Genomic DNA, 13,265 nt, shown 5'->3' on the forward strand with positions numbered 1-13,265 from the left:
GGCGACGGCGGGGCCTTTGGCGGATCAGCTCGCCGCCGTCGGCGCCGGCGGGGCGTCGACCGTCAGGGTGTATTGCATGGCGATGCGCGCATTGCCGTTCTCGAGCGGCGGAAGATTGTCGCCGTCGAACCCGGTGAGAGCCTGGCTCAGCCCGGTCCAGTCGAGGTTTTCGCCCAGCCCCTTGTTGTTGAAATAGGCGAACACCTCGACCTGGATCTGCAGCGGATCGGCCGAATGCGGGCGGCACAGCAGCATCTGGGCCAGCAGGGGCGTCGTGCCCTGGGCTTCCAGCGAGCCCGCGGCGACGATGTATTCCCAATGGCCGATCGCGGAAGGGCCCACGTGCGATCGGTTGAGGATCTGGAGGTCCGAAACCGTGGTGCTCGTCGAGTGGGTCATCGTCTTGGAGCCGCCGAACGAGACGGAGATGCCGCCCTCGCTCGAGAAGCCGAAGCTGCCGGTGGCGGTCCAGCTGATGCTGTCGTCGTAGGTCGTCGACGCCACCGTGGTGTCCGGCTTGGCCGCGATCAGCTGCAATCCGGCCGGGGGCTCGGTCGGCGCGTCGTAGGTGACATACAGGCCGTAGCCGGCGGGCGCCCGATTGCCGACGGTCGCCAGCGAGCTTTGGCCGACCAGCTCGATCTGGAAGTAGTCGTAGACCTGGCTGCTGTTTTCCGGCTGCACGGAGATCGGCTTGCAGTTGACGGAAAAGCCGAAGTCCCAGGCGCCGACCTCGGCGTTGCCGGGCCAGTGGTTCGCCAGCGGCTTCATGATGGTGGTGACCTGCGCGAGCAGGTTGTCGCTCGTGGTCGCGGCCGTGGTCGTCGTCATTCCGTCGGGCATCGGATCCCCCCAATGATTGGCTGTGCGGAAACGCTCCGCAGCGTCAGGCCGAGCGTGCGCTGACGGCCTCATCAATCAGAAATTGCACCGGGGTCTGGCCGTCGCAACAGGATCGGCGAGGCCGGCTTCAGATTGAGACGCATGGTCGAAACCCGGGAGGGAAGGGGCGTTCTCCAACGAAAAACGCCCCCGGCGGAACCGGGGGCGTCTTCGAAAACGTCGTAGGCTCAGGAAGCCTTAGGCGGCCGTCTTGATCAGCGACTTGGTCAGGATGCCGATGGCGGCTTCGCGGTCGATGCGCTCGATGGCGGCGACTTCACGAGCCATGCGGTCCAGGGCCGATTCATAGAGCTGGCGCTCCGAATAGGACTGTTCCGGCTGGTTCTCGGCGCGGTGCAGGTCGCGGACCACCTCGGCGATCGACACCAGGTCGCCCGAGTTGATCTTGGCTTCGTATTCCTGGGCGCGACGCGACCACATGGTGCGCTTCACGCGGGCGCGGCCCTTCAGGGTGGTCAGGGCCTGGCTGACGACGTCGCCTTCGGCCAGCGGGCGCAGGCCGGCGACCTTGGCTTTCTTGGTTGGGACACGAAGGGTCATCTTCTCATGGTCGAAGGTGATGACGTAAACCTCGAGCGACATCCCGGCCACTTCCTGGGTCTCGATGCCCTGGATCGTCCCCACGCCGTGGGCGGGATAGACGACGTGATCGCCGACCGAGAATTCCAGACCGCTCTTGCTCATTCGTTCGTCCTCATAAAATTGGGCTTGCGCCCAAAACGCCGTTTCCAAACATTCCAAAAGGCGATAGCAACCCGTCCGTCGGAGAGGCGGGGCCAAGTCGGATCAGGATTTGGAGTGTCTCTTAAGTCACCCTTCGCCTTCGATCGGGCGAGCCGTTGGAACGGCTGTCGTCTTCCACGAGACATGCAGGTGCGAGGCCGCACCCGTCACGTCGAGGGCGACAATAGCATAAAAATCAGCCTCATGAAAGGCTTGCGACCCCAACCTGGGGTATGGCGGCCCTAAAGAGACCGCCAAACGCCGGATTTTGCGTGGATCAGGAGCCCTTGCCGGGCTTTTCGCTGAAGTACTTTTCGAACTTGCCGGTCTCGCGCTCGAAGTCGGCGCGGTCGGCCGGCGGCTCGCCCTTCACGGTGATGTTCGGCCAGACCTTGGCGTATTCGGAGTTGATCCGCAGCCACTTGCCGTCGGCGTCGTCCTCGGTGTCCGGCTTGATGGCGTCGACCGGGCATTCCGGCTCGCAGACGCCGCAGTCGATGCATTCGTCCGGATTGATCACGAGGGTGTTCTCGCCCTCGTAGAAGCAATCCACCGGGCACACCTCGACGCAGTCCATGAACTTGCAGCGGATGCAGGCGTCGGTGACGATGTAGGTCATCGGAACTTGGCGGCTTTCTGGGACGGACGTAACGCGGCCGCGTTTTCGGAGCGACGGCGCCGAATGTCAATGCGGCGCCGCGTGCGAGGCCCGCAGGATTTCTCATGGCGCCCGCAGGGCGACAGGCAAAATCGTCGCCGATCCCGCTCCGTGTCGGCTTTCCGACGATGCACAACGGCGTTCGTCGAAAGATACCTTTTCTTATGGAAGAGCGTTTCAGTGTGCGGTTGAGGACGCGTCCAAGAACAACGTCGGGAAGCCGACAGCAGAATGCTCTCCATGGCCCTGAAGCCCGCGCCGTCCATGGCGGCCGATGACATCCACGCGCAATTGCGGCTTCGAATGGCCTCGTTCGAGGCCTTCGTTGCGCACGCCCCGTTCGCCGCGGCCCTGATCGACCGCAGCGGCCGGCTGGTCGCCGTCAGCCCCGAGTGGCGCGACGAGGACCTGACCCCCAGCCTGCAGCCCGGCGAGCCGTTCGCCCGCTGCCTGATGAACCTGGAGGACGTCGAGAGCCTGGAGCGCTGCCTGGCGACGGGCGAGCCGTTCTCGCGCTATCGCGCCCAGGCCGGCCACGACGGCCAGCGCATCTGGCGCAGCGAGTTCGCCGCCTGCCGCAGCGACGAGGGCGTGATCTTCGCCGTCATGGTCACCGCGCGCGACGTCACCGGCTACGCCCAGACCGCGCTGCGGGCCGAGCGCAACGAGCAGCGCCTGAAGCTGGCGCTGGAGCTCGACGACCTGATGGTGCGCGAGGTCGATCTGAAGACCGGCGAGGTCTATGTCTCGGGCACCTGCCTCGAACTCGAGAAGTGGTGCCTGTTCGACCGCGATCCGCTGGAGATCGTGCACGAGGACGACCGCGAGCGCATGGCCCAGATCATGCGCGCCCGCCGCGACGGCGAGGCCGCCGTGTTCGAGTTCCGCCTCAACCGCGACGACGGGGTCGAGACCTGGGTGCGCTCGGTGGGCAAGCGGTTCCTGGGCGCCGACGGCAAGCCCGAGCGGCTGGTCAACCTGTTCAAGGACATCACCGACCGCCGCCGGCAGACCGAAGCGGTCGAGAACCTGGCCTTCCGCGATCCGCTGACGGGCCTGCCCAACCGCGCCTATTTCCAGCGCAAGTTCCAGGAGGCGGTCGACGCCTCGGAGATGGCCGGCGAGATCTTCGGCCTGATCATGATCGACGTCGATCACTTCAAGGACATCAACGACACCCTCGGTCACGACGCCGGCGACGCCTTGCTGCGGCGGCTGGCCGACGTGCTGCGCCACGCCTTCCGCTCGGGCGACACCGTGGCGCGCCTCGGCGGCGACGAGTTCGCGGTGATCCTGCGCGGTCTGCACGGCGAGGGCGACATGCTGCGGCCGATCAAGTCGCTGCAGGACCTGCTGCGCCAGCCGATCCAGCATGGCGGCCGCAGCTTCTCGGTCAGCGCCAGCATCGGGGCGGCCCTGCACGGCGATCCCGACGCCGACCCGCACCACATCTTCAAGAACGCCGACATCGCCCTCTATCGGGCCAAGGACGAGGGGCGAAACCGCTCGATCCTGTTCGACCCGTCGATGCGCTCGGCCCTGGAACAGCGGCTGGAGCTGCTGCGCGACGTACGCGCGGCGATCGAGGCCGACGAGTTCATCCTCTACTACCAGCCGGTGATCGACCTGGAGAGCGGCTCGGTGGCCGGCTTCGAGGCGCTGATGCGCTGGGCCCATCCCGAGCAGGGCGTGCTGACGCCCGACCGGTTCATGGCCGCCTTCGAGGATCAGGACCTTTCGCTGAAGCTGGGCGACGTGGCCTTCGAGACGGCGCTGAAGCAGATGCGCGCCTGGCTGGACGCGGGCGTCGAGTTCGGCCGGGTGGCGGTCAACATCTCGGCCGCGCAGTTCCGCTCCGGGCGGCTGGCCGAGGAGGTGCAGGAGCGCCTGGCGCGCTGGGGCGTGCCGTGCGACCGCCTGACCATCGAGGTCACCGAGACGGTCTATATGGGCTGGGCCTCGGACGTGGTCAGCGACACGGTGCGCAAGCTGCACGCCGCCGGGGTGATGATCGCTCTGGACGATTTCGGCACTGGCTACGCCAGCCTGGCCAACCTGCGGCAGTTCCCGATCGACCGGCTGAAGATCGACAAGGGCTTCGTCCAGAACACCGAGGACGCCGCCATCGTCAAGGCGGTGATCACCCTGGGCGGCTCGATGGGCATGAAGGTGGTCGCCGAGGGCGTCGAGGACCGCGAGCAGCTGGAAGCCCTGGCCGCCTATGGCTGCGACCAGGTGCAAGGCTACCACTTCAGCCGCCCGATGCCGCCGGAGAAGGCGCCGGAGTTCCTGGCCGGGTTCTCGCTGTAGGGCGAAAGTTATCCACAGGATCGCCGATCTCACCTTCTCCCTATGGGGGAGGGTTTATCCTTGGTCGCCCGAGGGCGCGGGGGCGGCTCTAGGCGGCTACTTCTTGCCCAGGTCCGTCTTGCTGATCTTGCCCTTGTCGATGAGCCAGACGTCCTTGCCGCCGTTCGTGCCGATGGCGAGCGGCAGCTTGTAGAGACTGCTGAGGAAGACGTGGGTCTCGACCGGGGTGGGCGAGACGATGTGGCTGGCGAAGGCCAGGGCGGGCCTGCCGTCGGCGGCCTTGGGCTTCTCGATCAGCAGGCACGAGGCCGACAGGGCGTCGACGCGTTTCACCGTCTTGCCGTCGGCCGCGACGAAGATCCGGTAGTGGCCGCCGACCGGGATGGCGCCGGCGGCCGGGGCGGGGGCCAGCAGCCAGACGATCCAGCCGTCGCCGTCGGGGTTCTTGACCATGGCCGTGTTGTAGCCGGCGCGGCAGGTGCTGGCGCCCGTCCCGGCGGCGGCCTGGCGGGCCGAGAAGGCCAGGCGCTCTTCGTCGGTCAGCTTGCGGTCGGTCGGCTCGGTGACGGGACCCGCGCCCTTGCCGTCGACCACGACGTCGTAGCCGATCTCCAGGCCGTTCCCCTTGTCGCGGATGAAGCGGACCTTGGCGGTCTTGCCGTCGTCCTGCACCAGCCAGCCCCGCAGGCCGGCGGCCCGCAGGTCGGGGACCTTGGCGGCCAGGGCGTCGCTGGCCAGCCAGGCGGCGATGTCCTGGCGATAGATGGCGTTCCCGAAGGCCTGGATCTGCGGCAGATCGTAGGCCTGGATGGGCGCGACAGGCTTGGCGGGAGCCTTGCTGGCGGCGCTGGCGGACGGCTGGGCGTGCGCGACGCCGGCAAGCAGAAGGGCCAGGCTGACGGCCAGGGCCGGACGGAACGACGCCACGCAGATACTCCCCCAGGATGCAACTCATCCCAAGGTAGCGATTGGCGCGGCGGCGTCCATGGGGAAAGAGGGCGCATCGACCCAAGCTGAAGCAGGTTCTAGAACTCCGTGCGGTGATACATGCTCCCTCGTCCCGCACGGCGACCGTCAGGCCGCTCATAGTTAGGATGCTTTCCCGCTTCCCCAATCGATTCCAAGCGCGTTAGCGCGGGCACAGTCAGGCGTTTACTGATGTTGAAGTAGGGGTACGAACCGCGAATTTCAGGGTGAAGGATCGCCGCTACTGCAACATCGGAGGCAGACACATACCGGAGGGCCCAGCTCTCAATTATATGTTTAAGAGCGAAGTGAGATTTCAGGACGCCCTTTGTCTTTTCTTGCGCGTCTAGCCACTCATACGCAATGCGTATGCAGTCGTCATGCTCGAATAGCAGAATGTTGCTGCTGTTTCCCCGGGCCGCGGAATATATGGCTTTGGCGTGGGCTATCTCTTCGGGGGTGGGCATGAACGGTGTGTCCGAGCTCTGAAGAATGCCCAAAAATATTGCTTCAGATGCAGCGAAGTCCATGCCCCTTTAACTCAAATTGGGCTTTCCTCTACCCCTCCAGCGCCTCGTAGAGCCCGCGCGCCTCGGTGGCCGGACCCCGCCGTTCGCCGCAGTCGAGGATGCGCACGTTCACCAGTCGGCCGCCGATGGCGAAGACCAGGACGTCGCCGGCCTTGAGCACGCGCGAGGGCTTGTCGATGCGGCTGTCGGGGGCGCCGGCGCGGGTCAGGCGGATGCGGCCCTCGTCGACGAAGCGGGCGGCCATCGAGCGGGTCTTGAAGAAGCGGGCGCGCCACAGCCAGACGTCGGCGCGGCAGTGCTCGTCGTTGTGATGAGCCTCGTCGCTCATGAGGCGGCCTTGTCGGTCGAGACCGCGGCCGGCTTGCGCCGGCGGGGCTTCCTGCGGCGAGCGGGCGGGGGCGGCGGCTCGGTCAGCTTGGCCAGGGCCGCGAACGGCGAGTCCGGGCGCGCCTTGACCGGCTTGGGCTCCAGCCGCTGGGCGCCGCGGCGCTTCCAGATGATCGGGGCGTCGGGCTTGGCGCGCACCGCCGGAGTGTAGTCGAGCGAGCGCAGGATCGACGAGGCCTCGGCCGGGGTCCAGCCCAGGGCCTCCAGCGCCGCCGGGGTCAGCACCACGCCGCCGGGGCGCTGTTCGGCGCGCAGCAGGCCGTCGAGCTTCTCCAGGGTCTCGACCTGCACCAGGTGCTTGCCGGCGACGCGCAGGCCGCTGGCGGCCAGGGCGCGGGGCGAGGGCAGCGGCGAGGGCAGGGGGCAAAGCCCCACCAGCGGGCCGCGCCAGCCGCCGGGATCCAGGGCGCGGGCGCAGGCGATGGCCTCGGACTTCAGCACGCCGGGGGAATAGAGCGAGAAGGCGCCGATGCGCACGCCCAGGCTCTTGAGCGCCCGGCGCTCGGCCTGGCTGAGGGCCTTGAGTTCGGGGTCGAGGGGGTGCTTGTCGAGCACGCCGCCGGCTTCGAGCAGACGGTGGGCGACGCCGCGCGGCAGGCCGCGCAGCTCGCCGCCGGCCAGCGCCGCTTGCAGCTTGCGCAGCGGGGCCAGATGGCGGTCGACTTCGGAAGCCAGGAAGGCGTCGAGCCGGCGCTCGGCCCGCTCGCGCGCCGGGGCTGGGCCCAGCTCGCCCAGCAGGCGGGCGCGGGGCGACAGCAGGTCGCCGCCCGACCGCACGGCCCCGGCGAGCTCGCCGCGCCACAGGATCGCGCCGTCGGGCGTCAGGGCGAAGGCCTCGTCGGGCTCGGCGGCCAGCAGGCCCAGGCGCCGGGCGATCTCGGGCCCGACGGCGCGCTGGGCGGCGTTGCGCAGGGCGCGCTCCTCCAGCGGGGTCGAGGCCTTCTCGGGAACGAAGGTGACGCCGGTCAGGCGGCCGACCACCTGGCCCTCGACGCTGACCTCGCCGTCGGCCGCGACCCCCGCCAGCAGCACGTCGCGCTCGCCCAGCTGCTTCATCAGCACGCTGGTGCGGCGGTCGATGAACCGGGCCATCAGCTTTTCGTGCAGGGTGTCGCTGATCTTGTCTTCCAGCTCGCGGGTGCGGCCCTGCCAGTGGACGGGATTGGCCAGCCAGTCGGGGCGGTTGGCGATGTAGGACAGGGTGCGCACCCCCGACAGGCGCGCGGCCAGGCTGTCGATCTCGCCGTCGGTGCGGTCCAGCGCCTTGAACTGGCCGTTGATCCAGTCTTCCGGCAGGCGCTTGCGGCCCGTGGTCAGGTCGTCGAACAGGGTGCGGACCATCCGCTGGTGGTCGTCGTCGGTGGTCTTGCGGAAGTCGGGCGTCTGGCAGACGTCCCACAGCTTCAGGAGGGCCGAGCGGTCGGTCTTGCAGCGGGAGACGACGTCTTCGTGGGCCGCCAGCTTGCGCAGGGTGCGCTCGTCCAGCGCCTCCTGCGACAGGGTCAGGCCCGTGCGGTTGGGCGGCTCCGACAGCGAACGCAGCAGGCCCTGCAGCGAGCCGAAGTCGAGCCGGGCGTTGCGCCACTCGGCCGCCAGGATCGGCTGGAAGGCGTGCTCCTCGACGGCCTGGACCAGGTCTTCGTCCATCTCCTCGCAGTCGCCGGTGACCCCGAACGTGCCGTCGCGGGTGTAGCGGCCGGCGCGGCCGGCGATCTGGCCCACCTCCTGCGGGTGCAGCCAGCGGGTGCGGCGGCCGTCGAACTTGCGCAGGCCCGCGAAGGCCACGTGGTCGACGTCCATGTTCAGGCCCATGCCGATGGCGTCGGTGGCGACCAGGAAGTCGACCTCGCCGCTCTGGTAGAGGGCGACCTGGGCGTTGCGCGTGCGGGGGCTCAAGCTGCCCATGACCACGGCCGCGCCGCCCCGCTGGCGGCGGATCAGCTCGGCGATGGCGTAGACCGCGTCGGTGGAGAAGGCGACGATCGCCGTGCGCCGGGGCAGGCGGGTCAGCTTCTTGGAGCCGGCGTAGGACAGGTTGGAAAAGCGCTCGCGGCCGACGATCTCGGCGTCGGGCAGCAGGCGACGGACCAGCGGCGCCATGGTGGCGGCGCCCAGCAGCATGGTCTCGAACCGGCCGCGGGCGTGCAGCAGGCGGTGGGTGAAGATGTGGCCGCGCTCGGGATCGGCGCAGAGCTGGATCTCGTCGATGGCCACGAAGTCGACCTCGCGGCCCAGCGGCATGGCCTCGACCGTGCAGACGAAATAGGCCGCGCGCGGCGGGACGATCTTCTCTTCGCCCGTGATCAGGGCCACGGCGGCCTTGCCGCGCAGCTTGACGATGCGGTCGTAGATCTCGCGCGCCAGCAGGCGCAGCGGCAGGCCGATCATGCCCGAGCCGTGGCCCAGCATGCGTTCGACGGCCAGATGGGTCTTGCCGGTGTTGGTGGGCCCCAGGACCGCGGTGAGCCGCGACGGGGCGAGGCCGGTGGAACGGTCGCTCATGACCCTCCGAAAGTGGGGCGGGAATCGAGGCGAGGCAAGCGCGGGCTTGGCCCCGGATGCGACGATCCGCCGCCCGGGCCGTAAACCATGCTGGACGGCGTGACCGGCTATGAGGACAGCAGAGTTCCTCCCGCTCGCGCTTATCCCGGCCAAGGACCCATGTTCGCCACGCTTCGGTGTTTGGATCAGCACGACCCGACGCTGGTGATCTGGGCGCTGCTCGTCTGCCTGGCGTCGATGGCCGTGGGCGTGCACGCCTATCACCGGGGCGCGACGGCGGCGGGGCCGGCCCGCACCGCGTGGATCCTGCTCACGGGCCTGGTGCTGGGCAGCGGCGTCTGGGCCACCCACTTCATCGCCATGCTGGGCTTCCAGCCCGGACTGCGGCTCAGCTTCGACGAGCCGATGACGGCCCTGTCGTTCCTGGTGGCCCTGACCGGCCTGGCGGGCGGTGCGGGCCTGGCCATGACCGCGACCGGACGGGCGCGACGGCTGGCCGGCGGGGCGCTTTGCGGCGGAAGCATCGCGGCCATGCACTTCGTCGGCGTCTCGGCCATGCGTCTGCCGGCCCTGATGATCTGGCGGGCCGACCTGGTGGTCGCCGCGATCCTGATCGCCGCCGGGCTTTCCGCCCTGGCCTTCGCCGACCTGCGGCGCGAGAGCGGCCTGCGCGGGCGGGCGGCGTCGATCCTGCTGCTGGCGGCCGCCGTCTGCGGCCTGCACTTCGTGGGCATGGGCGCGGTCACCCTGCTGCCGATCGCCGACCTCGAGGCCGCCGGCCGTTTCACGCGCGGCGAGCTGGCGCGATCGGTCGTCGCCATGGTCTCGATGATCGTCCTCGCCGGCTGCGGCATGCTGCTGACCCACCGCCTGGCGCACCGCTCGGCCTTCGCCACCCTGCGCTCGGCGCTGAACCGGGCGCCGATCGGCCTGGGCTATTTCGACCGCAACAACCTCTTGCAGGTGTGGAACGCCACCCTGGCCGACTTCGCGCGGCCCTACGGCCTGACCCTGGCGCGGGGCATGAGCCTTTCCGAGATCGCCGAGCGCACGGCGATGGACGCCAAGGCCCGCCAGGCGGCCAGGGCGGTGCTCGACGCCGTCGACGACCAGGTGGGCGAATGGGTGTCGCCCGACACCTTCAGCTCGCCCGACGGCCGTTTCCAGTCGCTGAAGCTGACGCCGGCCGAGGACGGCGGCTTCCTGCTGATCATCACCGACATCACCGAGCACGTGACGGTGACCGAGCGCGAGATCGAGGCCCGGCGCCTGGCCGAGGGCGCCAGCCGCGCCAAGAGCGAGTTCCTGGCCAATATGAGCCATGAGATCCGCACGCCGCTGAACGGCATCCTGGGCATGACCCAGGTGATGTCGCGCGAGGCCCTGGACGACGACCAGCGCGAACGGCTGGAGATCATCGGCGCCTCCGGCGCGGCCCTGCTGGAGATCCTCAACGACGTCCTGGACCTGTCCAAGATCGAGGCGGGCCGGATGGAGCTGAACGAGGCCGCGTTCGACCTCGAGGAGACGGTGCGCCTGGCCTTGGCGCCCTACGCGCCGCTGGCGGCCGAAAAGGACCTGTCGCTGACGCTGGCGGTGGACGAGGCGGCGACGGGCGCCTGGCTGGGCGATGCGCCTCGCCTTCGCCAGATCCTCGGCAACCTGGTGGTCAACGCGGTGAAGTTCACCGACCAGGGCGGCGTGGCGGTCTCGGTCGAGCGGCGCGAGGCGGGCCTGCGCTTCATCGTGGCGGACACCGGCGAGGGGGTGTCCGAGGCCGATCGCGCGCGGATCTTCAAGGCCTTCACCCAGGCCGACGCCTCGGCCACCCGGCGTCACGGCGGCACGGGCCTTGGCCTGACCATCTCGCGCAGCCTGGCCGAGCGGATGGGCGGCGGGCTGTGGCTGGAGAGCCGCGAGGGCGAGGGGGCGACCTTCGGCGTCGACCTGCCGCTGATCCCGTTGGCCGAAGAGCCGGCGACGGCGGTGGTCTCGCCTGTCGTCCAGGCGGCCCCGCAGGGCGCGCTGCGCATCCTGGCGGCCGAGGACAATCTGGTGAACCAGACCGTGCTGCAGGCCCTGCTGGCGCCGTTCGAGGTCGAGCTGGCCCTGGCCGCCGACGGCCGCCAGGCGGTGGCCGCCTACCAGGCCGATCCGGCGATCGACCTCGTCCTGATGGACATCCAGATGCCGGAGCTCAACGGCCTGGCCGCCGCGCAGGCCATCCGCGCGTTCGAGGCCGCGCACGGCCTGGCGGCCGTCCCGATCATCGCGGTGACCGCCAACGCCATGCCCCACCAGGTCGAGACCTATTTCGCCGCCGGCATGACCGGTTTCGTCGCCAAGCCGCTGAACCTCGCCGACCTGCTGGCGGCGATCGAACAGGCGACCAGCCCGAAGGCGGACGCGGCTTAGGGGGTCTATTCCCTCCCCCTTGATGGGGGAGGGGCAGGGGTGGGGGTGATTGCTGAGGCAAGAGTTCCAACGGCGCGTCGGCCTGAAGCGCAGGGTCACCCCCATCCCCGGCCCTTCCCCCACCAAGGGGGAAGGGAGAACGTGCGGCTACCTCTCGAACGCCACTTTGCCGTCGACGACCGTCAGGATCGGCTGGGCCTTCAGGATCTCGGCCTCGGGCACGGTCATCAGGTCGCGGTCGAAGGCGGTGAGGTCGGCCGCCTTGCCGGGCTCCAGCGTGCCGCGCTGCTGGTCGGCGAAGGCGGCCCAGGCCGGCGCCCAGGTCAGCATGCGCAGGGCCTGCTGGCGGGTGACGGCCTCTTCGGGATGCCAGTCGGCGTTGGAGAAGCCGGTCAGGCTCTTGCGGGCGACGGCGGCGTAGAACTCGATGCGCGGATCGCCAACCTCGACCGGGGCGTCGGAGCCGGCGGCGACGACCGCGCCGCTCTTGAGCATGTCGGCCCAGGCATAGGCGCCCTTCAGGCGGTCCTTGCCCAGGCGCGCGGGCGCGAAATAGAGGTCGCCGATGGCGTGGCTGGGCTGCATCGAGGCGACCACGCCCAGCTTCGAAAAGCGCGGCAGGTCGGCGGCGTCGACGACCTGGGCGTGCTCGATGCGCCAGCGGCGGCCGGTGTCCGTAGCGAGGGTCTCGCCGAACCAGTCCAGCACCATGCGGTTGCCGCGGTCGCCGATGGCGTGCATGGCGACCTGGGCGTTCACGGCCCGCGCCTGCTTCATCAGGGCCAGACCCTGGTCGCGCTCGGTGAGCACGAGGCCCAGGCCCTCGGCGTCGCTGTAGGGCGACAGCAGGGCCGCGCCGCGCGAGCCCAGGGCGCCGTCCATGTAGAGCTTGATCCCGCGCAGGCGGATCAGGCCGGTCGGGTCGGCGCTGGGGCCGGTCTTCAGCACCTCGGCGGCGCCGGACGGGTCCATGTAGTTGTCGACGCGCAAGGAGAAGCGGCCCTCGGCGGCGAGGCCGCGCAGCTGGTCGAGGTCGGCCGCCTCGACGCTCATGTTGCCAAGACCCGTCCAGCCGCGGCCGGCGTAGAGCTTGCCGGCCGTCTCCAGCGCCTGGCGCTTTAGGGCGGGGGAGGGGGGCGGAATGACGCTCTCGACCAGGGTCTGGGCGTGGTCGACCAGCATGCCGGTGGGCTCGCCCGTCTCGTCCTTGAGGATCTGGCCGCCGGCCGGGGCCCGGGTGTCGCGGGTCAGCCCGGCCTTGGCCAGGGCGGCGCTGGAGGCGACCACGGCGTGGCCGTCGGCGCGGCCCAGCACGACGATACGGCCCGGCGCGGCGCGGTCGAGGTCGGCTCGGGTGGGAAAGCGCTTCTCGGGCCAGTGGGTCTCGATCCAGCCGCGGCCATGGATCGGCGCGTCGCCCGGATGGGCCAGGGCGTAGGCGCGCACGGCGGCGACCAGGGCCTCGACGGAGTCGGTCTTGTCGAGGTTGAGGGTCAGTTCGCGCAGGCCGATGCCGGTGAGGTGGGCGTGGGCGTCGACGAAGCCCGGATAGGCCGCGCCGCCCTTGAGGTCGATGTCGCGGACGTCCTTGGCGGCCTTGGCGCGGGCGGCGGCCAGCGGGCCGACGAAGGCGATGGTCCTGTCGCGGATCAGCACCGCCTCGGCGGCGGGAGCGCCTTCGACGCCGGTATGGATCGGCCCGCCGTGGACCAGGATGTCGCCGGCCAGGGCCGGACCGGCGGCGAGAGCCATTGCGAGGACGGGGGCGGCGAGCGGAAAGAGGCGACGCAAGGGGCGGTCTCCGAAGCAAGGTCGTGGAAAGGTAGAGGCCCGGCCTCGCGTCCTGCAACAAGGGTGTTAATCTATGGGGC

General features: G+C 69.7%; 9 protein-coding genes. 2 read left to right on the plus strand and 7 right to left on the minus strand.

The window, feature by feature from the left end:
* Nucleotides 1-24 precede the first annotated feature (24 nt).
* From DDF62_RS03240 to fdxA, 3 genes are all read right to left on the minus strand, one after another.
* Complete coding sequence (locus DDF62_RS03240) at nucleotides 25-843, minus strand: hypothetical protein (RefSeq protein WP_133244882.1); 819 nt, start codon at nucleotides 841-843, stop codon at nucleotides 25-27.
* Nucleotides 844-1,080: 237 nt separating this feature from the next.
* Nucleotides 1,081-1,587 carry a CarD family transcriptional regulator gene (locus DDF62_RS03245; RefSeq protein WP_116487780.1) on the minus strand — a complete coding sequence of 169 codons (507 nt, stop codon included), beginning with the start codon at nucleotides 1,585-1,587 and terminating at the stop codon, nucleotides 1,081-1,083.
* Between the two features lie 316 nt (nucleotides 1,588-1,903).
* Nucleotides 1,904-2,245 carry a ferredoxin FdxA gene (fdxA, locus tag DDF62_RS03250; protein WP_058349269.1) on the minus strand — a complete coding sequence of 114 codons (342 nt, stop codon included), beginning with the start codon at nucleotides 2,243-2,245 and terminating at the stop codon, nucleotides 1,904-1,906.
* A gap of 270 nt (nucleotides 2,246-2,515) precedes the next feature.
* On the opposite strand from fdxA, the gene DDF62_RS03255 reads away from it, so the two are divergent.
* Nucleotides 2,516-4,594: a putative bifunctional diguanylate cyclase/phosphodiesterase gene (locus DDF62_RS03255; protein WP_116487781.1), complete on the plus strand. Its 2,079-nt coding sequence runs from the start codon at nucleotides 2,516-2,518 to the stop codon at nucleotides 4,592-4,594.
* A 96-nt stretch (nucleotides 4,595-4,690) separates the two neighbouring features.
* On the opposite strand, the gene DDF62_RS03260 is transcribed toward DDF62_RS03255, so the two are convergent.
* The 3 genes from DDF62_RS03260 to DDF62_RS03270 all read right to left on the minus strand — a co-directional run bounded on the left by DDF62_RS03260 (nucleotide 4,691) and on the right by DDF62_RS03270 (nucleotide 8,979).
* Nucleotides 4,691-5,521 carry a hypothetical protein gene (locus DDF62_RS03260; RefSeq protein WP_116487782.1) on the minus strand — a complete coding sequence of 277 codons (831 nt, stop codon included), beginning with the start codon at nucleotides 5,519-5,521 and terminating at the stop codon, nucleotides 4,691-4,693.
* 597 nt (nucleotides 5,522-6,118) lie between these two features.
* Nucleotides 6,119-6,418, minus strand: coding sequence for an RNA-binding S4 domain-containing protein (locus DDF62_RS03265; protein WP_116487783.1), 300 nt, complete (start codon nucleotides 6,416-6,418; stop codon nucleotides 6,119-6,121).
* Nucleotides 6,415-8,979 (minus strand): helicase-related protein, encoded by a 2,565-nt coding sequence (locus DDF62_RS03270; RefSeq protein ID WP_116487784.1) that lies wholly within the window; start codon nucleotides 8,977-8,979, stop codon nucleotides 6,415-6,417. The genes DDF62_RS03265 and DDF62_RS03270 overlap by 4 nt, the downstream gene beginning before the upstream one ends.
* A gap of 159 nt (nucleotides 8,980-9,138) precedes the next feature.
* Here DDF62_RS03270 and DDF62_RS03275 point away from each other — a divergent pair, with 159 nt between their 5' ends.
* The gene (locus DDF62_RS03275; protein WP_165832159.1) at nucleotides 9,139-11,394 is read left to right on the plus strand and encodes an ATP-binding protein; all 2,256 of its coding nucleotides are present in this window, start codon (nucleotides 9,139-9,141) and stop codon (nucleotides 11,392-11,394) included.
* Nucleotides 11,395-11,541: 147 nt separating this feature from the next.
* On the opposite strand, the gene DDF62_RS03280 is transcribed toward DDF62_RS03275, so the two are convergent.
* Entirely contained in the window at nucleotides 11,542-13,185 is a 1,644-nt protein-coding gene (locus DDF62_RS03280) for an amidohydrolase (RefSeq protein WP_116487786.1), read from the minus strand.
* Nucleotides 13,186-13,265: the final 80 nt, after the last annotated feature.

This window comes from Caulobacter radicis, from assembly GCF_003094615.1.
GTDB lineage: Bacteria > Pseudomonadota > Alphaproteobacteria > Caulobacterales > Caulobacteraceae > Caulobacter > Caulobacter radicis.